The sequence below is a fragment of the Patescibacteria group bacterium genome (assembly GCA_041653535.1).
Lineage (GTDB): Bacteria > Patescibacteriota > Patescibacteriia > JACRDY01 > JACRDY01 > JBAZFH01.
In genome coordinates this window covers 230690-255681 of the sequence record JBAZFH010000002.1, presented here as the reverse complement: position 1 = coordinate 255681, position 24992 = coordinate 230690, and the positions used below count along the sequence as shown (strand labels likewise).

The 24992-nt window shown below is 39.9% G+C and carries 28 protein-coding genes and 1 tRNA gene; all 29 read right to left on the bottom strand.

Annotated elements, in window-relative coordinates; genetic code table 11:
• Nucleotides 1-56: 56 nt before the first annotated feature.
• On the bottom strand, nt 57-1331 hold the full coding sequence (secY, locus tag WC310_03185) for a preprotein translocase subunit SecY (protein ID MFA5358797.1): 1275 nt from the start codon (nt 1329-1331) through the stop codon (nt 57-59).
• Between the two features lie 44 nt (nt 1332-1375).
• Nucleotides 1376-1816 (bottom strand): 50S ribosomal protein L15, encoded by a 441-nt coding sequence (rplO, locus tag WC310_03180; protein MFA5358796.1) that lies wholly within the window; start codon nt 1814-1816, stop codon nt 1376-1378.
• A gap of 20 nt (nt 1817-1836) precedes the next feature.
• Nucleotides 1837-2622, bottom strand: a complete 786-nt coding sequence (gene rpsE / locus WC310_03175; GenBank protein ID MFA5358795.1) for a 30S ribosomal protein S5 — start codon at nt 2620-2622, stop codon at nt 1837-1839.
• 30 nt (nt 2623-2652) lie between these two features.
• Complete coding sequence (rplR, locus tag WC310_03170; GenBank protein MFA5358794.1) at nt 2653-3006, bottom strand: 50S ribosomal protein L18; 354 nt, start codon at nt 3004-3006, stop codon at nt 2653-2655.
• 91 nt (nt 3007-3097) lie between these two features.
• The gene (gene rplF / locus WC310_03165) at nt 3098-3643 is read right to left on the bottom strand and encodes a 50S ribosomal protein L6 (GenBank protein ID MFA5358793.1); all 546 of its coding nucleotides are present in this window, start codon (nt 3641-3643) and stop codon (nt 3098-3100) included.
• A gap of 8 nt (nt 3644-3651) precedes the next feature.
• Nucleotides 3652-4044, bottom strand: a complete 393-nt coding sequence (gene rpsH, locus WC310_03160; GenBank protein ID MFA5358792.1) for a 30S ribosomal protein S8 — start codon at nt 4042-4044, stop codon at nt 3652-3654.
• A gap of 42 nt (nt 4045-4086) precedes the next feature.
• Entirely contained in the window at nt 4087-4272 is a 186-nt protein-coding gene (locus tag WC310_03155; GenBank protein MFA5358791.1) for a type Z 30S ribosomal protein S14, read from the bottom strand.
• Between the two features lie 5 nt (nt 4273-4277).
• Entirely contained in the window at nt 4278-4823 is a 546-nt protein-coding gene (rplE, locus tag WC310_03150) for a 50S ribosomal protein L5 (protein ID MFA5358790.1), read from the bottom strand.
• A gap of 1 nt (nt 4824) precedes the next feature.
• Entirely contained in the window at nt 4825-5169 is a 345-nt protein-coding gene (gene rplX, locus WC310_03145; protein ID MFA5358789.1) for a 50S ribosomal protein L24, read from the bottom strand.
• Between the two features lie 10 nt (nt 5170-5179).
• Nucleotides 5180-5551, bottom strand: a complete 372-nt coding sequence (rplN, locus tag WC310_03140) for a 50S ribosomal protein L14 (GenBank protein ID MFA5358788.1) — start codon at nt 5549-5551, stop codon at nt 5180-5182.
• A 10-nt stretch (nt 5552-5561) separates the two neighbouring features.
• On the bottom strand, nt 5562-5843 hold the full coding sequence (gene rpsQ / locus WC310_03135; protein MFA5358787.1) for a 30S ribosomal protein S17: 282 nt from the start codon (nt 5841-5843) through the stop codon (nt 5562-5564).
• A 19-nt stretch (nt 5844-5862) separates the two neighbouring features.
• Nucleotides 5863-6093, bottom strand: a complete 231-nt coding sequence (rpmC, locus tag WC310_03130; GenBank protein MFA5358786.1) for a 50S ribosomal protein L29 — start codon at nt 6091-6093, stop codon at nt 5863-5865.
• Between the two features lie 9 nt (nt 6094-6102).
• Nucleotides 6103-6510, bottom strand: coding sequence for a 50S ribosomal protein L16 (gene rplP, locus WC310_03125; protein ID MFA5358785.1), 408 nt, complete (start codon nt 6508-6510; stop codon nt 6103-6105).
• A gap of 3 nt (nt 6511-6513) precedes the next feature.
• Nucleotides 6514-7170 carry a 30S ribosomal protein S3 gene (rpsC, locus tag WC310_03120; protein MFA5358784.1) on the bottom strand — a complete coding sequence of 219 codons (657 nt, stop codon included), beginning with the start codon at nt 7168-7170 and terminating at the stop codon, nt 6514-6516.
• Between the two features lie 10 nt (nt 7171-7180).
• Entirely contained in the window at nt 7181-7783 is a 603-nt protein-coding gene (gene rplV, locus WC310_03115; protein ID MFA5358783.1) for a 50S ribosomal protein L22, read from the bottom strand.
• 20 nt (nt 7784-7803) lie between these two features.
• The gene (gene rpsS / locus WC310_03110; GenBank protein ID MFA5358782.1) at nt 7804-8145 is read right to left on the bottom strand and encodes a 30S ribosomal protein S19; all 342 of its coding nucleotides are present in this window, start codon (nt 8143-8145) and stop codon (nt 7804-7806) included.
• 3 nt (nt 8146-8148) lie between these two features.
• Nucleotides 8149-8991, bottom strand: coding sequence for a 50S ribosomal protein L2 (rplB, locus tag WC310_03105; protein ID MFA5358781.1), 843 nt, complete (start codon nt 8989-8991; stop codon nt 8149-8151).
• Nucleotides 8992-8999: 8 nt separating this feature from the next.
• Complete coding sequence (gene rplW / locus WC310_03100) at nt 9000-9440, bottom strand: 50S ribosomal protein L23 (protein ID MFA5358780.1); 441 nt, start codon at nt 9438-9440, stop codon at nt 9000-9002.
• Between the two features lie 2 nt (nt 9441-9442).
• On the bottom strand, nt 9443-10075 hold the full coding sequence (rplD, locus tag WC310_03095) for a 50S ribosomal protein L4 (protein ID MFA5358779.1): 633 nt from the start codon (nt 10073-10075) through the stop codon (nt 9443-9445).
• 1 nt (nt 10076) lies between these two features.
• Complete coding sequence (gene rplC, locus WC310_03090; protein MFA5358778.1) at nt 10077-10721, bottom strand: 50S ribosomal protein L3; 645 nt, start codon at nt 10719-10721, stop codon at nt 10077-10079.
• 337 nt (nt 10722-11058) lie between these two features.
• Entirely contained in the window at nt 11059-17019 is a 5961-nt protein-coding gene (locus WC310_03085; protein ID MFA5358777.1) for a right-handed parallel beta-helix repeat-containing protein, read from the bottom strand.
• 103 nt (nt 17020-17122) lie between these two features.
• Nucleotides 17123-17199, bottom strand: a tRNA-Pro gene (locus WC310_03080).
• A 468-nt stretch (nt 17200-17667) separates the two neighbouring features.
• On the bottom strand, nt 17668-17979 hold the full coding sequence (locus WC310_03075) for a hypothetical protein (GenBank protein MFA5358776.1): 312 nt from the start codon (nt 17977-17979) through the stop codon (nt 17668-17670).
• A 152-nt stretch (nt 17980-18131) separates the two neighbouring features.
• Entirely contained in the window at nt 18132-18737 is a 606-nt protein-coding gene (locus WC310_03070; protein MFA5358775.1) for a nucleoside-diphosphate kinase, read from the bottom strand.
• Nucleotides 18738-18922: 185 nt separating this feature from the next.
• Nucleotides 18923-19792, bottom strand: coding sequence for an MBL fold metallo-hydrolase (locus tag WC310_03065; GenBank protein MFA5358774.1), 870 nt, complete (start codon nt 19790-19792; stop codon nt 18923-18925).
• A complete protein-coding gene (locus WC310_03060) occupies nt 19768-21093 on the bottom strand; it encodes a ComEC/Rec2 family competence protein (protein ID MFA5358773.1) in 1326 nt (441 codons plus the stop codon). Before WC310_03060 ends, WC310_03065 begins: the two co-directional genes overlap by 25 nt.
• Before the next feature lie 91 nt (nt 21094-21184).
• Nucleotides 21185-22174, bottom strand: coding sequence for a fibronectin type III domain-containing protein (locus tag WC310_03055; protein MFA5358772.1), 990 nt, complete (start codon nt 22172-22174; stop codon nt 21185-21187).
• 147 nt (nt 22175-22321) lie between these two features.
• Nucleotides 22322-23149: a hypothetical protein gene (locus WC310_03050; GenBank protein ID MFA5358771.1), complete on the bottom strand. Its 828-nt coding sequence runs from the start codon at nt 23147-23149 to the stop codon at nt 22322-22324.
• The gene (locus WC310_03045) at nt 23133-24989 is read right to left on the bottom strand and encodes a hypothetical protein (protein MFA5358770.1); all 1857 of its coding nucleotides are present in this window, start codon (nt 24987-24989) and stop codon (nt 23133-23135) included. The genes WC310_03050 and WC310_03045 overlap by 17 nt, the downstream gene beginning before the upstream one ends.
• Nucleotides 24990-24992: the final 3 nt, after the last annotated feature.

The window sequence follows — 24992 nt, the reverse complement described above, 5'->3', positions numbered from 1 at the left end:
TATTTAAAACAAAAACCCCTTATTATCAGGGGTTAAAAAAATAATAAAAAAATTGTTTAAAAACCGTCGTAATCACGCATTGTCAACTGTGATTCAACTTGTTTTACTATTTCAATTACTACCGAAACAACGATTAAAAGCGAAGTACCCCCGACTACCATGGTATTAAGACCGGTAATATATTTGATTGATAAAGGCAATATAGCAATCAATCCTAAAAATAAAGCGCCGCCTAGAATAATACGACTTACAATCTTATTAAGATATTCGGCAGTATTTGGTCCCGGACGAATACCAGGAATAAAGCCTCCTTGTTTTTGTAAATTTTCAGCAATTTGCTGAGGATGAAAAACAACAAACGTATAAAAATAAGTGAAGCCAACTACTAAAACGAAATAGCTGATACCGTAGAATAGTTGATTTTGAAAAAGGTTAATAACAAAACGTGCAGCACTAACCACCCAAGCGGTTTGAGCGTTGATAAAAAACTGAGCAATCATTGAAGGAAATAAAATCAATGAGATGGCAAAAATGATAGGGATCACACCACCCATATTTACGCGAATTGGCAAATGAGTATCAACACCGCCATACATTTTATTTCCTCGTACTCGGCGGGCGTAAGAAACCGGGACATTGCGTTGTCCCTCTGTTAAAATAACAACGGTAACTACCGTAATCAAGGCAATCGCCAAAAACATTACGAGGTTGAAAACCTGAGTCTTATCAAAAACAGACAGTGTTTGCCCAATGGCTCCAGGAATACTAGTAATAATACCGGCAAAAATCAAAATCGACACGCCATTACCGATCTTCTTTTCCGAAATCAACTCGCCAATCCACATCAAAAGCACGGTACCGGCTGTTACCGTCGCTATAACAGTAACGAGTTGGAATCCAGACATCGCGCCGACGATTCCCTGACTTGACCGGCTAAGTAACGAAAGCATGCCATAACCCTGCAAAATAGCTAAAGGTATGGTCAACCAACGAGTATATTGATTAATCTTTTGTCTGCCATGCTCACCTTCCTTAGAAAGATGTTCTAGCGAAGGAATGATCATGATAAGTAACTGAAAAATAATAGATGAAGTAATATATGGCGCCACACCCATAGCAACGACGGAAAAATTTTCCATACTGCCGCCGGAAAATACGTTGATCAATCCTAAAAACTGATTTGACTCAAAAAGTCTCTTGAGAGCGGTAACATCAATACCCGGAACCGGTATATGAGCGGCAAAACGAAAAATCGCCAACATCCCCAAAACAAAAAGGATGCTGTTACGAAGATCTTTTACTTTCCAAATTTGGACTAGTTTTTGCCACATATTTTATGAGAGGAAAACGGTTAACAAAGTTAACCGCCAGTATATTATAGCACTTTTCCGCCTATTGCCTCAATTTCTTTTTTAGCTCCGGCAGAAACGGCACAGCCCTGAATAGTAAATTTTTTAGTAAGCTTGCTGCCGCCCAAAACCTTAACCAGTGAAGTAGTGCGATGAATAAGGTTGTGTTTTTTTAGACCTTCGACATTAATTTTCGCTCCAACTGGAAAATATTTTTCCAAATCCTTGAGTTTAACCACTTCCGGCTTGGAATATTGAGAAGTAAAACCACGTAATTTGGGAATTTTTTGCAACCTATTTTTCAAGCCTTTTAGTTTCAAACCACCGCGTCCGCCAGAACGAGAACGCTGACCCTTCAAACCACTAGTACTATAAGTACCGTGTCCCGAGGCATTACCTCGACCCACTCTTTTCTTTTTTCTTTTAGAACCGCTCGCCGGTTTTAAATTTGATAAGGTCAAAACCATATTATTTTCATTGTAATAAATTATTTCTTAATTTCCTTTTCCTGTTTTTTAGCCTTATCAGCATCAGTTTTACCACCACGAAAACGCCAATAGCTAGCAATTCTGTTCAAAGCCTTCATCGTTACTTTAACGTTGGTAACCTTGTTATTGCTACCTAAAATTTTAGTAACGATATTTGGTACTCCAGCTAATTCTAAAACGATACGAACGGCGCCACCGGCAATAACGCCCTTACCTTGTTTAGCCGGTTTGAATAAAACTCTGGCAGCCTTATATTTCTCCCTGACTTCTATCGGAATAGTACCGTTAACAATCGGCACGGTAATTATATCTTTTTTAGCCTGGGTAACGGCTTTGGCAATTGCCACAGTAACGTCCTGACCTTTGGCCAAACCAACGGCTACTCTGCCTTTGCGATCGCCAATAGCAACACAAGCACGGAATCTCATTCTTTTGCCGCCAGCCATAACCCTTGTAACTCGGGCCAAATCAATAATTTTCTGCTCAAATTCACCATCTTCTCCGCCCTTATTATCACCACGACGTCTGCCGCCACCGCCTTCGCCTCTACCATGACCGCCGCGACCACCCAAACCGGCACCGCGTTCTTTACCGCCACGACCCCTAAAACCAGGTTTACCAACCACTGCGGCAGTTGCTTCAGCTTTTGGCTCTTCAGCAGTTGCAACAGCATCGGGAGTAATAATCTCTTCTACTTCAAGCTTACCAGCCTTTACTTCTTTGGCTTCGTTTTCCAGCTCAACGTCTCTTTCTTGATCTTTAATTTGTTTTATATCTTGATCCATAAAATTTATTTAAAAAGTCTACCTTATCTTTTAAAACTTTAGTCCCCCTTCACGAGCACCGTCGGCTAACGCGGCAACGCGACCGTGATATCTGTTACCCCGACGATCAAAGACAACTTCAGTGATTTTCTTCTCTTTTGCCTTACCGGCTATCAATTTACCGACCGCTAATGCTTTTTCCACCTTTTTACCCTTCAAACCACGGTCATCAACAAAAACTAAGGTTTTCCCAGAATTATCATCAATAATTTGAGCGTGAATATGACTCAAGCTACGAAAAACAGCTAATCTTGGTTTGGCAGTAGTACCAAAAACCTTCGATCGAATCTTAGTAATTCGTCGTTCCTTTAATACTTTTTTCATTTTTGTGTAGTCTTTTGCCATATTTTAATCAGTAGTTAGTAGCTAGTGGTCAGTGGCTAGGTGTTAATGCCCTCTCTAACAACTAACTACTAACGACTACCCACTTGTTTCTTTAAGCCGCCTTACCGGATTTACCGGCTTTGCGACGGATAGCCTCGCCAGCATATTTAATTCCTTTGCCTTTGTAAGGCTCCGGTTTTTTTAATTTACGAATTTTTGCAGCGGTTTCACCAATCAACTGTTTATCAATACCATTAAGAATTATTACATTTGTTCCCTCGATAACAGCAGAAATACCTTGTGGCAAAACAAACTCGATTTGATGAGAAAAGCCTAAATTAAAAACCAATTTGTTTCCCTGCAAAGCCACGCGAAAACCAACGCCGCTAATTTCCAATTTTTTTTCAAAACCCTTAACAACACCCTCGATCATATTAGCAATCAATTTACGAAAAAGACCCCATAAAGCTCGCTGTTTTTTCTCTTCCGGTTCACTGACAGTAACAAAAATACTACCATCCTTGATTTCAATATTAACAACCGGATGCAATTGAATAGTCAGTGTCCCTTTAGGACCATTTACCGAAAGTTGACCGCCGTCAGCTTTTACCTCGACGCCGGAAGGAATTTGAATTGGTTTTTTACCTATACGTGACATAAAATTAACTAATAAATTTCACAAATCACTTCTCCACCCAAACCGTTTTTCCCAGCCTCTTTGTTGGTCATTAATCCGCGAGATGTAGAAATAATTGCAATACCTCGATTATTTAAAACTATCGGTAAATTGTCTTTTTTAGAGTAAATTCTGCGACCCGGTTTACTGGTGCGAACTAAAGAATTTATTTTAGACACACCGTCTTCATATTTAAGATTAATTTTCAACTCAGCATTAATACCTTCGCCTGCTTTTTCAAATCCGGAAATATAACCATTGGCCTCTAAAATCTTGGCGATTTCGGCTTTTAGTTTGGAATAAGGCATTGCTACCTCAGATTTTCTTATAGCTACCGAATTCCTGATTCTGGTCAGCATGTCGGCTATAGGATCTGTCATCATATAATAATCTTAATAAGCGTTAATATTCTTTAAATAAATAAATTACCAGCTGGCTTTTTTCACTCCCGGAATATCACCCTTTCCCGCTAGCTCACGGAAACAAATACGACACATCTGAAACTTGCGTATATAACCGTGATTGCGACCACAACGCCAACAACGACGAATCTTGCGGGTAGAAAATTTCGGTTTTCTTCGTGATTTAACAACTTGTGACGTAATAGCCATATGTATTATTTTTCTTTCTTTTTAAACGGCACTCCTAATGCGCTAAGCAGTGCGAAGCCTTCTTCGTCGTTTTTTGCCGTAGTTATAATAGTTACTTCTAAACCATGCTGCTTCTCCACCTCATCGGAACGAATTTCCGGAAAAGCGATATATTCTTTAAAACCGAGTGAATAATTGCCCTTACCATCAAAGCCTTTTTCATCCAAACCACGAAAGTCGCGAGAACGAGGCATAGTAACATTGATTAACTTCTCTAAAAAGTCCCACATTCTTATCCCGCGCAATGTAACCTTAAAACCAACGACCATCCCCTGACGGATTTTAAAAGCAGCAATAGACTTTTTAGCTCTAGTTTTGATCGGCTTTTGTCCGGAAATACGAGCTAATGTGCTTTCCATTATCTCTAAATATTTAGGATCTTGCAAAGCTTTACTAGCACCGATGTTCAAAACTATTTTGGTAACTTTCGGGACAGACATGACATTATCTTTACCAAACTTTTCTTTTAAAGCCGCTTTAATCTCTTTATTGTATTTTTCCTGTAATCTCATATTACTCTATTACTTGTTTACACTTTTTACATTCACGAAACTTTTTGCCGCGCAAAGCAACGGCGCTTTTATTATTTTCTTTTTTTTCAGCCAGACGAAAACCAACTCGAGTTTTTTTACCGCATTTGGGACAAACGAGCATTACATTAGAAAGATTGATCGGCGCAGGAAAACGAACCTGCTGACCCTTTTCACCCTGACGACGAGGTCTAGTGTTTTTGACAAGCAAATTAAGTCCCTCAACAACCACTTTGTTTTCATTGGAAAAAACCTGCATAATCTTGCCGGATTTGCCCTTGTCCTTACCCGTAATAATCTCTACTTTGTCGCCTTTTTTTATCTTCATATTGATAATTTTACAAAACCTCAGGTGCTAAAGAAATAATCTTGGCATAGCCCAAATTGCGAAGCTCGCGCGGTATTGGTCCGAAAATACGAGTAGCTTTTGGCTCTTTATCTTTGACGTTTACCAAAACAACAGCGTTGTCATCAAAACGAATGTAACTACCATCCGCTCTACGATATTCCTTGTGGGTACGAACAACCACGGCGTCATGAACCTCGCCTTTTTTGACGCCACTGTGCGGCACTGCTTCCTTGATGGTAACTTTTACAATATCACCAATCCGGGCATATCGTTTGTACGATTCGCCTTTGACATGAATACATTGGAGCTTTTTGGCACCGCTGTTATCAGCCGATTTTAACATTGTTCGTAATTGGATCATATATACCTGATTATTTAGCGGAAATATTTTTTAGCGCTCTCCACCTTTTATCTTTACTAATAGGTCGGCATTCGACAAACTCGATAATATCACCAACTTTGTACTGATTCTTTTCATCGTGAACTTTATACTTACGGCTAGTTTTAAACCTTTTTTTATATAAAGGATGAATTTTTGTTCTTTCAACCAAAACAACTATGGTTTTATCCATCTTTCCAGCAATCACCTTGCCGACAAACTTTCGGAAAAGCTTGGTTTTTTTGGTCTCTATTTTTTTCTTAGCCTCTGTCATATTAAAAAATATTTACTGATTATTTCTTTCCTTCGATAATAGCTGCTACTTTAGCTATCTTACCGGTCTTACGCCCATTAATAATAGTCAAAATTTGGGCAATTTCTTTTTTAATAACACGAATCTCGCGAACGTTCTTTTGCTGTTTATTGGCTATTTTAAAACGCAAGTCTCGCATTTTTTCTCTTTGCGACTTTAAAAGCTTTTGCAATTCGGCTTCGGCTTTAAGTTTTAATTCTTTGAATTCCATATTTAAATATTATCTGGAAACTATTTTAGTGGTTACGGGCATTTTATTGCCGGCTAGACGTAAAGCCTCCCGTGCCTGATCGGCGGGAATACCGTCGATTTCGAACATGATAGTACCGGCTTTGACCACAACAACATAATGATCAACCGGACCCTTACCGCCACCCATCGGAACCTCGGCATTTTTAGTAGTTACCGGTTTATCGGGAAAAACGCGAATCCAAATTTTACCACCACGCTTAAGATAACGACTCATGGCGCGACGGGCAGCCTCAATCTGACGGGCAGTTACCCATTTTGCTTCTAAAGATTTTAATCCCCACTTACCAAAACTTAAAGTAGTACCGGAAGTAGCTTTTTTACCTTTAGTATCCCCTCGAAACCATTTTCTATGTTTTACTTTTCTTGGCGCTAACATATCTTATTTTTTATTACCTTGCTCAATAACGTTACCTTTATAGATCCAAACCTTTACCCCGATCGCCCCATAAATAGTCCTAGCTGCAGCGCGGGAGTAGTCAATATTAGCACGCAATGTATGCAAAGGAACAGATCCCCAGTTAAATGTTTCTCGACGGGCGATTTCGGCTCCGTTGAGACGACCGCTGACAATAACCTTAATACCCTTGGCGCCAGCGCGCTCGACACGATTCATCGCGCCTTTTACCGCTCGACGAAAAGGAATACGCTTTTCTAAATCAAAAATAATGTCCATCATTACAATTCTGGCGGAAAGCGCCGGCTTGTCGACTTCTTTTATGTTAATATTGATTGAAACTTTTTGATTACCAAAAAACAAATCTTTTATTTTTTTCTTCAAATCTTCAACACCCTGACCGCCACGACCGATAATAACACCCGGTTTAGCGGTGGCGATATTGATGTTCAAGGTCTTGGCAGTGCGTTCAATAACAATACTATCAACAGCAGCCATACGTAACTCTTTTTCGAAAAATTTTCTAATTTTAATATCTTCCCGCAACTGTGCAGCAAAATTTTTCTTATTCGCAAACCAACGTGAATTCCAGTTGGTGGTAGTACCGATGCGAAATACTTTTGGATTTACCTTCTGTCCCATAAAAATTTATTTATGAACCCGACTTGCGGTTAAATACTTTTTTAATAAAACTCTTATTACCTGCTTCTTTCATTTGTTTTTTATCCTGATTTTGGTTGTGGCGATGCTTACCCTTCATCCGTGGATCAAAAATCTCTTCGCTTACTTCTTCTTCTGATTTTTTCGCGTTAACTTTACCGTCGGTTTTGGAAATCACTGTCTCGTCCTTTGGCTTATTATTAACAATTTCGATCTTTTCTTTACTCTTTTTAACCTTTTTTCCATCATTGGTCTTACTCGGCACTCTTTCAGCTAAAACCAAAACAATGTGAGACATTTTCTTTTTAAGCTCGGTAGCGCGACCATGAGCTCGTGGCATCCAACGTTTTAGTACAGGACCACCATCAACAAAGATACTGGCTATATACAAATTATCTTTATCTAAATTGAAATTGTTTACCGCATTAGCAATAGCGGATTCGACTAACTTTTTAACCGGAACCGCGGCTTCTTTTTTTAAAAAGGTAAGCTGTACCAACGCCTGATTGACATCTTTACCGCGAACTAAATCACAAATCAGACGAACTTTTCGCGGTGCTTTTTTTATATATCTGGCTTTTACTTCTAGACGCATAGTATTAGATTAAACAAACTCTATTTTTTAGAAACCGCTTCTGTGGCAGCTTTTTTTACGGTCGCATCTTTGACCGCGGCAGCCTTAGCCAAATCTTTTGCCATCTTACCGCCATGAACCACAAATTTACGTGTAGGAGCAAACTCCCCTAGACGATGTCCGACCATATTTTCAGTTACAACCACTTCGATAAAATTTTTGCCATTATGCACACCAAAAACAAAACCGATCATTTCCGGAGAAATAACTGAAGAGCGGAACCAAGTTTTGATTACCGTCTTATCGCCAATCCGAAGATTACTAACTTTTTTTAACAATCTAGGATCGGTAAAAATTCCTTTTTTTAGTGAACGTCGTGACATAAATTATTTTCTCTTTTTTCTTCTTTGGATAATTAATTTATCTGAATACTTACCATGTTTACGTGTCTTAACGCCTCTGGCTGGTTTACCCCAAGGAGTTTTCGGATGTTTAAGACCAATCGGATTATGACCTTCTCCACCACCATGAGGATGATCAACTGGATTCATTGCCTTACCACGTACTGACGGACGAAATCCCATATGACGACGTCTACCTGCCTTACCAATACGTATATGACGATGCTGCTGACCACTCAGCTGACCAATAGTAGCTAAACATTCTTTGGTTACTGCCCTGATTTCTCCCGAGGGAAGCCGTAACTGCGCTAAACCACCTTCTTCCAAAGCCATGAACTGAGCGGAAGTACCGGCGCTACGAACTATTTCACCGCCTTTACCAGGAGTAAGCTCGACATTATGAACAAACATACCAACCGGAATGAATTCCAAAGGCATACGATTGCCGATTTCCGGTTTAATTGCCTTTTTTGAAGATGTTACCACCTGACCAACTTTGACTCCCTCTGGAAGCAAAATATATCTTTTTTCTCCGTCGGCATAAGCCAGAACGCCAATCCGAACCGAACGATTTGGGTCATACTCGACAGCAATAAGCTTTGCCTGAATATCAAATTTATCTTGTTTGAAATCAACCTGACGATAAAAATTTTTGGCGCCGCCGCCACGATGACGAACAGTTATCTTCCCGGTATTATTGCGACCACCTTGGCTTTTTTTAATCTGAATTCTGTTTTTTAAACTTCTTTTGGAAGTAATATCAGAAAAGTCGTCCACAGAAGTTCTGCGGCGAGCCGGGGTAGTTGGTTTGTAAAGCTTAATTTCCATATTTTATATTAAACTCCTTCGTATATTTGGATATTTTCGCCTTCCTTTAACGTAACAACCGCTTTTTTCCAATTCTTTTGCTGACCAAAGTTGCTACCATAACGGCTCCATTTTCCTTTTAATTTAATAATATTTACTTTGACCGGATCAACACCATAAAGCGCGTGTACGGCTTTTTTGACTTCATTTTTAGTAGCATCGATAGATACTTCAAAAACATATTTGTTTAACGATCCCATATCAGTAACCTTTTCAGTCAATACCGGACGAAGTAAAACTTTATAAGCGCTGCCGGTATCATCTTTGCTGTATCTAGTAACAGTTTTTTCCTTTTTATCTTCAGACTTTTTGTCTTCAACCTTAACAATAGGGGTTTCTTTTTTCACCTCTTCTGTCCTTTTTTCTTCCTTCTTCGTTTCAGTCTTTTTTAATTTGTTTAATAAACCCATATTTATTTCTTACCGTAAACTTTTTCTATCTGATCTAGTCCGTTTTGAGAAACAACCAGATATTTATATTTTAGTAAATCGACTATATTCAAACTACCGGCTCCAATCGCCAAAACTTTTGGCAGATTTTTTGCCACTCGAACCAATTTCGAATCCTGAGGACCGAGAGCCACCACGGTTTTAGCGTCCTTGACCGGCAGTTTACGCAAAACTTCCACAAATTTTTTAGTCTTAATATCAGCTAGTTCAAGTCTGTCAACGACAATCAAATCATTTTCTTTTGCCTTGTCGGATAAAACCATGCGTAAAGCCAAATTTTTCATTTTTTTGTTTACTTTAACTGAATAATCCCTTTCTTTACGGGGACCAAAAGTTACGCCGCCGCCGCGCCACAATGGCGAACGAGACGAACCGGCACGAGCGCGACCGGTACCTTTTTGCTTCCAAGGTTTTTTGCCGCCGCCGCGAACCTCGCCTTTGGTTTTAGTATGAGCAAGATTTTTTCTAGCGTTATTTTCCTGAGCAATAACCACCTGATGGACCACTTCCGTTTTTGGCTTAATATCAAAAATATAAGAATTCAAATCAATCTCTTGAACCTTTTCCCCTTTTAAATTATAAATCGTTGCTTTCATATTACTTTACTTTTTTTGCTTCTACTTCCTTAGTTACTCGAACCTCGACCAAACCATTACGAGCGCCAGGAACAGCGCCTTTGATAAAAATAATGTTTTTTTCCTTATCAATGTCAATAATCTCCAAGTTTTTAATAGTAACTCTGTCAACACCCATATGACCGCCCATGCGCATACCTTTCATAACATGCTGGATGCCGCCAGCGCCAATGGAGCCGGAAGTACGAAGTTGATCCTTGTGTCCATGAGAGGCCGGATGACCATGAAAATGATGTCTTTTGACAACACCCTGAAAACCACGACCCTTGGAAGTACCGGCAATCTCGACTATTTGTCCAATGGCAAAATCAGCGGTAGTAATTTTGTCACCACGTTTCATCTCGCCCAATTCGTCTTTATCTTTTAGTCTGAATTCCTTTAAATATGCAAATTTTCCAAGATTTTTTAAATGACCGGCAAGAGGCTTGCTAATTTTGTTCTTTTCACCAAAACCAATTTGTACTGCTTTATATCCATCCTTATCGTCTGCTTTTACCTGAGTAATAAAACACGGACCGGCTAAAACAGCGGTCACAGGAGTCACTGTGCCGTCGGCAGCAAATTTCTGAGTCATTTGTAGTTTTTTCCCCAAAATAATCTTCATAATTTGTGGTAAAGAAAAAAGCTAGAAACCTTTAATAATAACCAATAATACCAGTAAGGGTTTCTAGCCTTATGTAGAATGGCAGATATTTTTGCTTAATTTAGCTATTTATCTCCTTCTTTGCTTTTTAAAGACTAGCGTAGATTATTCATGCTTTGCGGCAGAAATTTGCTCCACTAATCCCTAACGGCAATTGGTAGCGCTAGTATAAAGCAATCCGACAAGTGTGTCAATAGCCAATTTTAAACAAAATGTTAATAAATAAACAAGGTTAGCTTCCATTAACAAAAAATCCATTAACTAATGGATTTTTTGTCTATTTTTAGCTATTTTATTTTTTCTATTTCTTTTTCATCCTAATATCCTTGTCCACCACTGCTTCCTTGGCATTACCAAAATCCAAGACATCGGATTTAAATGGTTGGTAGGAGGGATGATTGGCAGTCAGGTAATAAACATTAGGACCGACCAAAAAGTTATATTGACCTTTGGAGTTGGCAACAGCGGTAGCCAGTAGTTTGTTGTATTGGTTATCAAAAATACGCAAGATGGTTTTATTAATGGCCTTCTTTGTATCTTGATCAAAAATAACGCCGTAAGATTTAGGCTTGTGAGTGGTGGCGATACGACGGAAGAAGATAAAAAGAAGAATATGGAAGACAACTACCAATAACACTAATTTGTTGGGAGAAATAATCAAGGAACCAAAGGAAAGAATAAGACCAAAATGGGCGATAAAAGCTTTGAACTTCTTAATCATATCAGCTCTTAATACTTCTTTATCTGTTTTGGTCGGGATGTTAGGGTCTAGAGGGATGTTTAGAGTCAAAGATGAGCTTTGATCAGTGGTACGAACCGGAGCGCCGTAGTAAAGATCGGCGTAGTCGTGATCTTTTATTTTTTGACCAAGAGTGGATGACGGAAAAACATAGTTAGGAGACTGAACTTTAATATAGTATTCCCCCGGATCAGCCAAAAAAGAATAACGACCATGGGAATCGGTAACAGCGGTAGCTACTAATTTATTAGTGACGTTATCATAAAGACGAACAATAGCTAAATCAATCGGTTTTTTGCTTAAACTGTTATAAATAACACCATATTTACGCTTACGGAAAAACAACAAGCGAAATGGTTCAGTGAAGATTAAGGCCAAGTTGGGAATCAACGACAAACTGGGTAGCGCCGCCAAAGCGTTGGCTGCAGTAATAGCGATAACCGCGGGAGTAGCAATAGAAACATTGGCTCGTTCCACTGCTTTGTTGTCTAAAACAGTTTTACTGATTGTTTGATAGGCATTGGTTTCGGCGATTTGACGCAAGACTGGAATAGATTCCATAACCTGATATTCCTCAGTCATCGGCCTTGCTTGTTCGGAAGATAAAAATCCGGCAATAGAGCTGACTATCTCCTGACCTTTAACGCTGACTTCACCGACAAAACCAGAGATAGCCGAAGTAACTTCAGAAACCGTTTGAGTAACAGTGGATTCTTGTTTACCTTCAGTAATCAACGGTTCTTCCGTTTCCGGTTCTTCTTGTTTTGGTTCTTCAATTATTGGTTCCTCAACTATTGGTTCTTCCGTTGAAACAACTGTTCCCGAACAAGAAGTATTACATCTTCCTTCTTGTCCGTTAATAGTGCCGTCATCACACTCTTCACCCGACTCTTTGACGCCGTTGCCGCAGACCGAAGCTTTTCTTTCTTCGATAGTACAAGCAGAAGAACAACCGTCACCGTCTACCAGATTGCCGTCATCGCAAGTTTCGCCGGTCACTTTATCAACGATGCCGTCACCGCAAATCGACAAATAGCAACCTTTATTAATTTTAAACTCATCAACCGATACTTGTAATCTGTTACCGGTGAACTGCACGTCCGAATCAAAATATGTGTAACAAACCCGCGGTAAATAGACAAGGTTCATTTGGTGAAATTTCAAACCGTCGACATAAAACGATAAACTGTTATTCTGCCGCTCAATAGCAAACTGACCGCTGGATGAGTTTAAACTGAAATCAGAGTAAGTGGGTATGCCGGGAGGGGCATAACCATTAAAAGTGGCTTGAGTGCGGTCGCTCTTTCTCAGTAACTCCATTCGCAACGACGTATTGTCGTCCTGACATAGCACGATTAATGCCCGCCAAGCGGCATAATATGGGTTACCCTCTTGGTTAAAGTTGGAAAAATTTATTTCAACTTTAAAATCATCCAAAACCGCTAAGCGTTTACCGCCGGACAGAGGTATCAGACCAAGATATTTGTTGTTCTGCGCCATATAGGTATTGGCCGCCGTTTTGTAAGAATAGTCTTTGGTCTGATTATATAGACTTAATAATTGTTCGTAATAAAGTGAATCACCGACTCCTTGCAAATCAAAAACATATTTACCATTAGTGGTTGTGTAATTAAGACTGGTAAAACGACCGGCGCTACGCCACTTACTGGTGCTTAACGGACTGGAATTAAAATCTTCGTAGAAACAAAATTCGGTCGAATCTTCGATAATGCAAGCAGAAGAACATCCGTCGCCGTTTGTTAAATTACCGTCATCGCAAGTCTCGCCCGCTTCCCTAATGGAGTTACCACAAACAGAAACTTCGGCCACCTCGCTATCGTCTTGAGTCGAACTACAGCCAGAATCGGGATTAGCGGATTGATAATCATAAGTGTTGTCTCCATCATTGTCTCGACCGTCTTGGCACTGGGATAAGGGCAAAAACTCGTCATTATCCGCAGGTGAAGAACAAGACAAATCGGCGGGAAGTTTCACACCGACGATAGTACAACCGCCGTGGTCACAACCGCCATCAGCATCGTTATCCAAACCGTCAGCGCATTGAGCTTTGATCGTAACGTTATTTTCATCACTATCAAAAACGGACAAACAACCAGGGTCTTCCGGCCAATCAATCAGTCCATCTTCGTCATTATCCAGACCGTCGGAACAAGCGGCAAGCGACGCGCCAATTTCACTTTCATCAAAAGCAGCAAAACAACCGTCATCCGCCGGATAATCTATCTTGCCGTCACTATCATTATCCAAACCATCAGCGCAAGCGGCTTTTATCGTATCGCTTTCGTTAGTATCAAAGATAGAAGAACAACCCGGGTCAGCCATATCAATCTTGCCATCTTTATCATTATCAATACCATCAGAACAGGCGGAAATAACTGGCGTGGTTTCGTCAATATCAAAAATAGAGGTACAGCCCATATCTGCCGGGTAATCGATCAAACCATCTTTATCGTTATCTAAACCGTCGGAGCAAGCCGGGTTGGGATTTTCAGAAGGATCAACCGCATTAGCGCAGCCAGGATCAACAGGAAAGTCCACATAACCATCATTATCATTATCCAAGCTGTCAGAGCATTCAGGTAAAGTAAGAGAATTGGTTTCATCGTTGTCATACTTGTCATAAACGCCGTTACTGTCCAAACAACCAAAATCTAAGGCGTCAATTTTGCCGTCACCGTCGTTGTCGACACGATCAGAGCAGGCCGGATCATTGGCCTCGTTGTTATCACTAGCTGAAGCACAACCAGGATCATCAAGATAGTCAGTATACCCATCACCATCATCGTCGGTGCCATTGGAACAAGCCGACGAAGTCACTGGGGCTGGTCCGCTAGAAGCGATGGTTAGCTCAACCTGCTGATTCTTAGTGTTTAAATATGTAGCAGTAGTAGTACCGGTCTTACCACTGAGAGCGGCGGAGAAAATAAAAGGGCTATCCAAATCTTCACCTTCAACAAGATCGTGACTTAGCGTAACGTAACTGGTAAGACCCGAGGCATCGGTAGTACCCATACTGCTGGCAGTACCACCGGCATTAGTAGCAGTGACAGTTGCCGCTACCGCGTCACCATCGACATCAATCACATGAACGCGAACTTGGTGATTGATGGTAACGTTATGGGTGGAGGTATAAGTGGTATAAGTAGTATTAATAACACTAAAACTGGAATCGCCAAAATCAGTAACAAAATCACTATTCAAAGAAGAGATTACCGAATCGGTAACAGTGCAACTAGCACCGGTCTCTGGACCGATACCAAAATAAATGCCATTGCCGTTGCCGGAAAAGGTGTCGTTGGTGATAGTATGAGCGGCGACAGAAAGATAATAACCATAATACAAATAAATTCCAGTGGCGTAGGTAAGCGTAGGATCAACACTAAAGACTATGCCAGGACCGGTTAGATTCAAAGTATATGACGAGGTGGCGCCATGGGCGACGAAAATATCATCCTGCCAGGTAACCGCTGTACAAGTGCCTACTCCCCAAGTATTACACTCTGTTTCAAAGGCGCCGGAAGAAGCAAAAGCGTCATCGCGGACAAAAAAAGCATAAAAAGCAGCGTCTATATCTATTAGAGAAAGATTAAAATTATGGACACCATCAGCCGTATCGCCCAAAGCCGTACTACCACTCAGCTCAATTAATTCTCCTCCACCCCCACCAGCATAAAAATATACTCCACTATATACATCACCATCATAGGTGGGACCAGGAGAGACTGCGGCCATAAAACCGCTGGAAGTCGTTGAACCATTATTGGAAATAGTATTGCCGGAGAAAGTAACCGCCTCTTCGCAACCATTAAGATTGACACCATAAAGAGCAGAACCACTGATGATATTATTAATGATGGAAATATCGGCTCCGCACCCACTAGTAGTAACTATCCCGGAATCAGTAGAATCAGTAATCTCATTACCCTGAATAGTAATGGCGGAAACACCAAGCGAATCAATATTAATAGCGATTTCGTTATTATCAAATATATTTTTAGCAGCACCAGATCCGCCGATGGTTACGTTGCTAATAGCGGTACCTAGAGCAATACCTGTTGGATTTGAATTAAAAGTATTACCGGCAATAGTCCCGCCGGTGATAGTGGTATTTTCATCAAACGTTACTCCAGCAAACTCATTAGACTCAAAAGTATTATTAGATATACTAACTTCACCGGAACAGTTAAGAAAAAAAATGCCGGCATCATTAGAACTGGAAGTATTGCCAGTGACAACTACTGTGTCATCGACATTATACAGCAACAGCCCATACGCCCCACTACCACTAATATCATTATTGGAAACGGTTAAATCAGAATCTGAATCCAAATTAAACACGCCTATACCCATTTCCTCATTATCAGGAACGCTAGCTCCAGCATTGGTTATTACATTACCATCGATAACTCCTGAAAGACTAGTGTAGCCGGCGCCGTTGACTCCAAATATTATGCCGTAACTTCCGGTGTTAGAAATAATATTATCAGAAACATCAAACCCGGTATAAGAGTTGTCGCTCGTCGTATTGACCCAGATACCATGACCTTCTCCGCCCGTAATAGTATTGCCGGTAATAACCATCGGAGACGCGTCATCTCCTGGGGAAATATATATGGAACCATTACCACCGGCATCTGCGGTAAGACCACATTCGGTAAGCTCATTATCAGTTACCGTATAGCCGGAAGCGCCATGAATAAATATGCCCGCCCCTATACCCGAACTAGTACAATCTATAGTGTTACCGTGAACCGTAACATTACTGCCGTTGATTTTCATCACCTGTTCTTCATTAGCTGGATCATTAATAGTAAAAGTATTATCGGAAATATTAATATTATCGTTAACAACCGCATTATCAGCAAAATTAATAATTCCGTCCACGCCGGTAAAAGTGTTATTGGTAATAGTAATATCATCATTGCCATTCTGGCCGCAACGAATAGACCCATTAGTAAATGTCATCTGAGTAAAAGAATAACCATCGTCGGTGGAAGGAAGTTTGATGCACTGTCTAGTACCGGGCGATCCGGCTAAACCGCAACCGGCTAGTGTTAAAGCCGTAGCCGAAGAACCGCCGGAACCAGAATCAAAATATAAAGGTGAAATACCAGCATCTCCGTTACCATTAATAGTCAAATTAGCCTCTCCCGGACCGGTGATACTTACCGGCGCAGAAATATTAAAACCGGTTCCCGCTAACATAGTAATGGTCCCCGTAATAGAAAAGGTAATTGCCGAGGTGCCACCGTCGGCATTGGCTTCTTGGATCGCCGCATAATAAGTGCAAGTTCCAACAGCGGTATGGCAAATACCGTCACCGGCATTGTCATCAAATTGAGAACCCGCGCTATCCACCACATAGTTAAAATCCGCCGCCTCAGCCTGTTTTTGACCAAAAATAAAAACTCCATAGTAGAAATGGAGCGTTAAAATAACAGCAACTACCAAAATTAGGGCGCCAAATACCTTTCCATGGCGTTTTATTTTTGTTTTGACCATAACTAAAAATAGGTTTTTATTTTTCTTATTTTAAGTATAGCATATTTTAGAGATCATTGCAACAATTTTTAAACAAAAAAATTGCCTCTTTAACAATCTTCTTTGGTCGGGCTGGCGGGACTTGAACCCGCGACCTCATGCACCCCATGCATGCGCGCTAGCCAACTACGCTACAGCCCGAAACCGCAACTTGTTAGTAACACTATTCTATATCCTTTCCCCTTTTTGTCAAACAAAAAATCGCTGTAAAAAGCGACCGAAAACCATGACTTCACTACTGACGCGGACCATAAGACGATCTGGCGTATAAATTACGCGCTGCCAGTCAAAGCAAAAATTCCTCCAAATCTGCACCTTGCAGTCCAATTGTTTTTCGAAGGAAACCTTACTCGACTATAGGCAATCAGGGTGCTCGCCATCTAAACCAAGGTTCAGACAGACGTTTGCTCCCATAAAAAATTGTTGACCCAGAACGTAAACAGTCCTTTAATCTTTTGTAAGAACGCCAGATAGTGAAGCTCAAATAAATTATAGCAAATACCTTTTAAGACAACAAATATATCTTTGTCAAGAGTATATTAAATAATAAAAAATGGAGGCATTTTACTTCTGATTATTTAAAATCAAAAGTTTGCCCCCATATTGAATTTACACGGTCGAAACCCTAACCAGGTTAGGGTCTGTGTCCGAACGGACCAAAACAACTTTTTGCCCGGCATAACGACCACCAGGTACAGACAGACTGCTCCGCTCTCCCGGTTTTAGAAACCGAGGGAATAACCCGACGTGCCGCCTGAGTTCTTTAAGATGGGCTGGACTCAATATTTTGAGCTGATTACAGCAAGGTTGACCGATCACCATTGCCAAAAAGTTTTGGGCGGCAGGAATGATAATTCCCTCAGCCGGAGCACCTTTGTCGTCCTGCTCCGATTCCCCCTCTCTCACAATCTCCGTTGCCATTTTCTCTCCTCTTTGGTGATGTTTTGTTCTGTTTTTTTTGAAAAAACACGCTTACTTAAAAAGAACGTGTTCACACCATAGCACGATTATTTATAAATATCAAGAAGCGGATGTAATACGGCATCCACTTCCCTGTAAAAAACTTTTTTATTCTACTCTTTTATTCCGTCCAAATTAACATCATAAAGCATTTGATCGCTGATCAATCTGTATTTCAAAATCTCTTCCGGCTTAAACCAGATAGCTATTTCCTTCTCTGCCTCTTCTGGACTGCCGGAGGCGTGTACCAGATTACGAATCGCTCTTTCGTCTACGTCTCCCATACCATAAGAATCAATGGTAAAGTCGCCACGAATAGTGCCGACATCGGAAGACAACGGCTCTGTACCACCGGTAATTTTACGAACAATACCAACTGCTTGATTACCCTGCCAAACCATCGCCACTACCGGACCGGAAACTAAATATTTTTTCAGACGACCAAGCACGGCTTCACCACACTCCAAAGCGTTACTAAACGGCGCGGACAACCTCTTTTTTTCATATGAGGCGATTGATTTCTCCCCTACCTTTCTCTTCCATTCCGGATCAACGATATAATGCGCTTCAACATCTTCTTCGTTCGGTATAAACATTTTAAGCGCTAATAGCTTTAAACCGCTTCTTTCGTAACGATGAATGATTTCGCCAATCAATGTTCTTTGTACTCCGTCTGGTTTAATGATAACCAGGGTTTTTTCCTCTTTTGGGTGTTCCATATGATTTTTCTTTTTAAAAAATTATTGGCTCTATTATAGCAAAATACGTCCTTTTGGCAAGGCGACAGGACATTACCGCCTGCTACCACACCAAAAACGGACCAACACGAATAATCGTTACAAAATAAAAACTGACGGCGATATAATTAATGTGACAACAAATGGTCTAATTTTCTTTCTCGCTTTTAATTTTTGTCATAAATTTTTACCCCATCGCTTATCAATACAATATCGCCGTCTTGGTCGGTACGAAAAATCCTGACCCCGCGTCTTTCCAATCTCTTGACGACTAAATTAGACGGATGACCAAACTTGTTGTTTTCACCGACGGAAATAACTGCTACTTTTGGTAAAACTGCCTGCAAAAAATTTTCACTACTGGAATAAAAACTGCCATGATGACCAACTTTTAAAACGTCACTTGATACATTTTTATTGCTTAACAAAATCACTTCTTCCGTCTCAATCCCGGCGTCGCCCATAAATAAAAATTCATTATCTTTATAAACCAGACGGCTAACTATAGAAATATCATTCAAATCTTTTTTGGAGTCATTTTTTTTACTTAAGGGAAATAATATTTCCATCTTTATTCCTTGTCCAAAATCAACCACCTGACCAGCGACAGCACTAGTGGTTTTAATATTTTTCTCCTTTATCTTTTGCCCTAGTTCCTTACCCGTTGCATTACCTACGGCAATATCAAGACCGCTAGCAATAATACTATTAACGCTATATTTATCCAAAACTGCGACTAGCCCACCCAGATGGTCTTGATGCGGATGTGTGAGTATTACCAAATCCAGACTACGGTCATAAAACGGCAAATGATTACCAAGGCAGCTCAAAACCGCATCCCCTGGTCCACCGTCAATAAGAACGTCTTGACCGGTAAAAGTTTTTATTAGCATTGCGTCGCCTTGACCGACGTCACAAAAAACCACTTCTATTTTTTTACTTGACCAACCAAAACGAAAAGATAAAAAAAATAGTACAACTAAAACCATCTCGAGCAACACTAACCACAAAATTATTTTTTTAATCTTTGGTAGCATAAAATTACTTTCTTCCAATAAAGCGCTACTAATAACAACAAATAGTAAACCACGACCGACCACAAGCCAATATTGATGTTTAAAGCCGCAAAATCCACTTTTCCAAAAAAATTAATTATGCCGACCATGTAGTACAAAAATAAATATACGAACCATGATAAAAATATTAACGATACCTTAATCGCCAAGCCTAGAGTAACTAAAATCAACCCGGTAATCATCACCACTGGTATTACTGGCAAAACTAAAACGTTTACTAACAGTGAAATAATAGAAATACTGTGAAAACTATAAACCATGAGAGGTAAAGTGCCAATCTGCGCGGCGATAGTAGAGGCAAGAGACTCGCGGATAGCGAAAGCCGATGGTATTTTTGCTTTTTCCAAAAATCTATTTACCAGATCACCAAATTTACCCAGCCCCCACATTGATAAAAAAGATAATTGAAAACCAGCGTCGTAAAATAATAACATCGGGTTAAGCGCCAGCATCACCGCGCCGGCTAAAGTAAGTGCCCAACCGGAGTTGTTAATTCTCCCGATTTGCGCCGCGGTCAGCCACAGTATACCCATTATCAACGCCCGTACCGCTGAAGCCGGCGCGCCAATCAAAAAAACAAAAGTTGATAAAAATACAACTATAAAATAATAAGCGGTTTTACGCCGCAGACCGACCGCCACCAAAAAATTAAGCATAATCGCCACCAATAAAGTAATATTCATTCCTGATACGGCCATAATATGCGTTGTTCCGGTTCGAGAAAAATTATCAGCCAGCGCCGCGGGTATTTTACCAGTATCACCAAAAATAATAGCGGTCAGTAGCGCCGAAGTCGGCGACGGCAATTGCCGATCAATTACCCTTATTGCCTTTTGTTTAAAAGCAAAAATTGCCTGCTTGATGCTGCTGCCCTGACCACGGGCAACGATGTTTATTTTGGGCTGATAACAAATAGAATAAATATCGGACTTAGCCAAATATTTATCGTAAGCAAAGCCCTCCTTGGCTTTTGGCGCGACAAGACGACAGCTAATCTGTAATAAATCACCATAATAATATCTAGGGTAAAGTTCTGTTGTAACCAAAACCTTTCCTTTCAAATTTTCTGGCTGTACGACCAATTTACCGGAGTCAATGTTGTATTTGGGGTCGTCCACCACTAATGCTTTAAAATCAAGCTTTTGACCATTGTAATAAATCACTTGTCGTGGCTCATTTTGCGGCAACCATAAATAATAACGAACAATCGCTATTATTAATAAAATAACCAGTAAATAAAATCTAAAACGCCTAGCTTCCATGCCGCTATTTTAACTCTCTAAAGATTAAATATTTCTAAAATACAAAAGACCCCGGATTTCCCGAGGTCTTTTTATTCTATCTATCTAGATTCTATTTATTGATGTAAGCCTTATAATCCGCGCTATTTCTCCAAGCAGAAGCCGGTATGGTCGGATGAACGGTTTTACCGCCAAACTTCACGCCTTGTTGGACTTCCTTTAATGTGTAGCCGCCATAAGTATAAGCATTTACATAAGCGTACCACCATTGCCCAGAAGTCTTTGTGGCTTTGCGGAACAAACTGTTGAAAGTAGCTCTGCCGAATTTATTTTCCAGGTTCGTAGCTAGGTATTTAGCCAGACCCTGCTCCACTGCCAGGGAAGCAACGCGAGCGTAGCCATAAGCGAAATTACCAGTTCTCAAAGATTCACTCTTTACCCCAGTAACAGTTGGCGTGGTAAATCCGGTGACAACTCCCAAAGCAGGGGTAGGAGCAACCACAACCACAGGCACTGACTCACCGGTAGTCGGACTAGTAGTGGTACTTGATCCACCACCGCCGCCACCGCCATTTTGACCAGCAGTGCTAGTCGCACCAGCTGCCAAAGAAGAAACGTTAGAAATATTGCTCCAGTTTCCCATGGAATCAACTGTATAAATAGCCATATAATAAGTAGTTCCTGCTGTTAAGCCACTGATAGTAGCATTAATCGTACCACTACCCTGAGTAGCAACGATCGCACTTAAACGGGACGTGCTATTGGCGTCTGTTGACGAAGTAGCCCAGTAAACCTTGTAATAAGCAAAATTATCAAGACTTGTTTCATCCATACAAGTGGTTACCGCAGTCCAACTGGCTCTTAATTCGCCGCTACTAGTAGTCGTGCTCAAAGCAAGATCGCTAACAGCTGACGGAAGAGAAGATCCATAACCATAGCCATAGCCCCAGGCATTATAGCCATAACCATAACCAACATATCCTTGTATTTGTGAATAAACAGTCGAAGAAATAGACGCGGCTAGAACTAGCAAAGCTGCTATTAAAAGCCCTTTTACAACGAAATTTTCGTTGCGAGATAAATTTTTGAATAATTGACCCATAATAAGGTTTTTTATTTTTTTCTTTATATTAAGTTAAATATTTTAAAACCAACTACTTGTTTAAAATTAGAGATATTTTTACTGGTTATTATTATACCAAAATAAATAGAAAAAGCCAACAATTCAATAAAAGCCAGTTATCCACAATTACTCAAACCTGGCACAGATCGGTCGCGCGCCCTGATATTTGATCCTTATTGCACCTGCCAAGTCCCATATAAAACCAATAATTAAGGCGTGATAGGCGTAAATTGCTAAAACAGCGCTTACCCCCTCTTTACCCAAAATCAAAAATATCGGTATCCCTATTAACAAAATTATACCTAATAGAAAAACCGGTCGGGCATCAATGTTGAATAAAATTCCTATAAACATCACCAATAAAATAAAAGTATTTAGAATCGACCAACTTGTCATAACCAGTATAATCAGAAACAACAAAATCATGGCGGCGATTTTGACTACAAAAAATCGGCTACCCTTCCAAATACTCAAAAGCAGCATTATTATCAACGACCACCGCTGCTGTATTCGTTTGGTAAAAGACATATTTGTCCCTTTATTAGAATCTTTCAACCTCGCCACTGCTTTTTTATAATTACCAATCCCTTCCGCAACTAATGGTTCTGTCTTACTAAAAATAAATCTTCTCAGAATAAATCTAAGCTTATCTTTGAAGTAAACAAAAAACCAAGTAAAAATAGATACTAAAATTAATACCAAGCCATAACCAGCCAATGACCGCGCACTGACCTCTGAACGAAATACGGTTATAACCTGTGAGACAATCAGTAACAAAATCCCAGCTACAAAACTAGTAGCGATCTCTTGTTGCCACAAAATAACATATGCCGAAAAAGCCAGAACCAACAAACCAACAATGGTAATGTCTTTATACAAACTAAAAATCACAACTAACAGCAAAATTATCAGCTTGACGCCAAAAATTATTTTTTCTTTATCTATTTTTTTCATCTTGCCATTTTAAATTTTTATAAATTTGAATCCTGTCTCTATCATAAACCAATTCTAAGTCCGGCGCCAATTTAACAAAATCATAATTAAAAAAATCCGACTCTTTTGCCCAAACAACATACTTAACGTTTATCGTATTCAACACTTCTCCTAAACCCCCGCCGTCTTTTTGAGTAAACCGCCCTTTGTTTTGCAATATGTTTTCTTCGACATATTTTGAATCAGCCCGATTATTTTGGTTATAAATATTTCCAAATTCAATATTGTCTCCGACTATAAATGGTTTATCAAAAAAGGCAGCGGCAGGATTTGTTACTACCTTGTTACAAGCAAAAGACAGATTGAGATACATGTGCCATGGCAGAAAAAGCGTCTGAAAATTTTCCTGATCAGAATTTAACAGCTCGTTAGACTCGTACCAACTGGCCGGATAAGAACCAACGCACATCTGGCGACCAAGCCCTAGCAATAATATCGGACTGTAGAACAAAGGAACGATCAGAAATATCACGGGCAAAACTTTTCTAAAAACTGACAATAAAAATAAAATCGGTTTCTTTGTTTTTAGTTGATTGGCTCTCCTGGCCAAATACTCAAGACCGCGGGCGGCTTTCTTTACCAAATCATCAACACCAAATGAAGCAAAATAGGTATAAGCTAAAATCAAGACCACTACCCATTTTTGCGGCTCCCTAAAACCTTTATAAAAAGAAAAGTTTTGGTATAACCACTGAGAAATCAGCGCAGAAAATGGATGCGCCACGCCGACAGCCATAAACAAAGCGACAACGGCACAAAAAAATATTGGGAGGGCAAGCCAAATATCTTCCGATAATCGTTCATCTTTTAGCTGAGCAACAGACGGGTTTGTCAATAATCTGAACTGATGATATTTCTTGATTAATTTCCAAAACAACAAACCAACGCCCCAAAAAACAAAAAATAATAACACTAGAAACAAAACAAACCAATAAGAGACTACTGTTTTTTGAGAAAAATAACGACCCTCTCTGTCACCCCAAAAACCATACATCGCTGCTGTGTTAACAAAAACCCCAAAGCGAGAGTCGGCATTGGTCTGAAAACCAAAGACGTCCCGCTGGTCAAAAGATGACAGAGCATTGTTGACGCTAGAATGGTTGACAAAAACCGGTAATAACCAATAACTATTTAAAAACAAAAATAATAGCAATAAAAAAACGGTTTGTTTTAAAAATTCAAACAAATAATTTCTGTTATAAATTGATTGAAAAAAACGAGTCAGCCACGTCGCGATAAAAACAAAAGAAAATATAAACAAAATATGGAGACTGACTGCTCCGCAAACCGTTAGGAGTAGCGCTAAATAAAACGTCTTTTTAATCAATGGTTGTTTCAAAAACCGCAAGCCAGCTAAAAATAACCACGGCAATAGAGCGTACCCTAACAAAAAACGAAACTGACCATAAGCTAAACGAGAATAAACTAACGGATTAAAGATAAACAACAAACCGGCAAAATATTTTGACCATTTAGTCGACGAAAACTTTCCGACAAAATAATGTGCACCGATGCCGGCTAAAAACAGAATGGCGAAGCAAATTATCTTTTGTATCACTGCCGCCGGAATAAACAGATTTAATAACCACAAAAAAACTAACCACGGGTACTCGAAAGAAACTGTGGATGGAAAATCAAAATGCGGAGCGGCGGTAAAGTCCAGAGCAAAAATATATCCGGGTTTAAATATCGGCAATAATATAAAAATAGACAGTGCGGCGTACTCTAAAAATATTATCCGCTCTCCCGCCGACCACCAACTAAACATGGCTTTTATGATTTTAATAATTTTATTTTTCATAAT